Here is a 1,389-nt window from a genome sequence, read left to right as displayed (position 1 = left end):
CTAATTATGAAATGGAACCGAAAAATAAAAAGTAAAGGTAACTTAGTTAATGCAGTTTAGATGTTTGACAGCTTATCTATTTGAGATAATGGGAGCTTTTGAGGTTCGGCTCCTTTAGAGTTAAGTAAGGCTAATACTCCTAGGGTAACTGTGGGTTCATCGCTCTCAATAACATCATCACCGAGCATATCGTTAACGAATGCAAAGGGAACTTCCATTGTGCAATTAACAACACGTTTAGCATCATTGTTCAAATGTGCTTTGGCTAAATTGACTGCTAAACTAGCTGGGGTTATAGAAGAAAATTGATTGGATTTTCGGAGAATATTCCAGCCTAATGTTTTTGCTTGATTCTCTAATTCCAGCAGATCTTTTTCGGAAAGGTTAAAGTGTAAGAGGGGAAACTGACCAATTTTTGTGTATTTTGGCAGGAAAATCGAATCATTTTCGTTATGTCCACCAATTACAGTAGAGACAACCTGCTCTCTTGCAATACCAAGAGCTTTGGAAATCAATGCCTCATATCGTGCAGCTTCTACAGCAGTTCCTACACCTATGACATTTCTTGACTCAAACCCTCCTGCATTTTTAAGAGCATAAACCATACTCTCAACAGGGTTCGTCATTATCACAATTAAAGTATCTTTAGATATGTTTTTGGCTAACTTTGAGGCAACTTCACACATGATAGAAGTATTGTACTCAATGTGAGTAATTCTACTTTTTGAGGTTGCCATAACTTCAATAGGATCAATAGGAATACTTGCCGTTACAATTACGGAGTCAGCTTTTTCAAGGGTTTCATAATTACTCGTGAAAATTGGTCGAATATCTGAGCCTAATTGAGCAGGATAATAATCATCGTCTAGTGCTTTCGCTTTGTCAGGATTTCTGATTACTACGACTGGTTGAATATTTTCACGTAATAATAGATGGACAATTTTATTGCCGATATTTCCATAGCCAACAACACCAATCTGATTTCTAGGCATCAGAAAAACTTCCCATTAAAAAAATCCGGAATTTCATAACTTAGTTAAAATGCTCAAAATAGCTTTAGTAAGAATGATACTTATTAGGGTATCGGACAATTTATGTCAAACTTAATACAACATTCCTTAACTAAACTCTCTAATTTTTCAGGGATTTTGTCTCTAAATTTTTCTAGGTATGATATAATTAATTCTCTTTTTTGCAACAGAAAATAAAAATCGTTAGGAACTAAATAGCAGGGTAAGAGCATCTCAATCAAGCTTTACAAAAGGAGTTGATAACAGTCATCATATAATCATTATTCATAGAAGCCTGTTTAATTTTTTGACGAAGACTACGCTGCAATGTTTTCTCCTGATTAAGAGCGTTAAGTGCTATCCGTCTCAGGATGGCAAA

General features: G+C 35.1%; 1 protein-coding gene and 1 pseudogene. Both read right to left on the bottom strand.

Annotated features, from left to right (window positions below; genetic code table 11):
- Window positions 1-56: 56 nt before the first annotated feature.
- On the bottom strand, window positions 57-992 hold the full coding sequence (locus QUA78_RS32615; RefSeq protein ID WP_333307485.1) for a lactate/malate family dehydrogenase: 936 nt from the start codon (window positions 990-992) through the stop codon (window positions 57-59).
- Between the two features lie 256 nt (window positions 993-1,248).
- Window positions 1,249-1,389, bottom strand: a pseudogene (locus QUA78_RS32610) (ISAs1 family transposase); the annotation flags it as partial.

Source organism: Microcoleus sp. K4-B3, from assembly GCF_036704615.1.
In the GTDB taxonomy this organism is placed as follows: Bacteria; Cyanobacteriota; Cyanobacteriia; order Cyanobacteriales; family Microcoleaceae; genus Microcoleus.
Note: the sequence above shows the minus strand (reverse complement) of the source record. Positions and strands in the feature narration are given on the sequence as shown.

Coding starts and splice junctions, on each gene's coding strand:
- QUA78_RS32615 (WP_333307485.1), bottom strand. CDS start 992: ATGCCTAGAAATCAGATTGGTGTTGTTGGCTATGGAAATATCGGCAAT.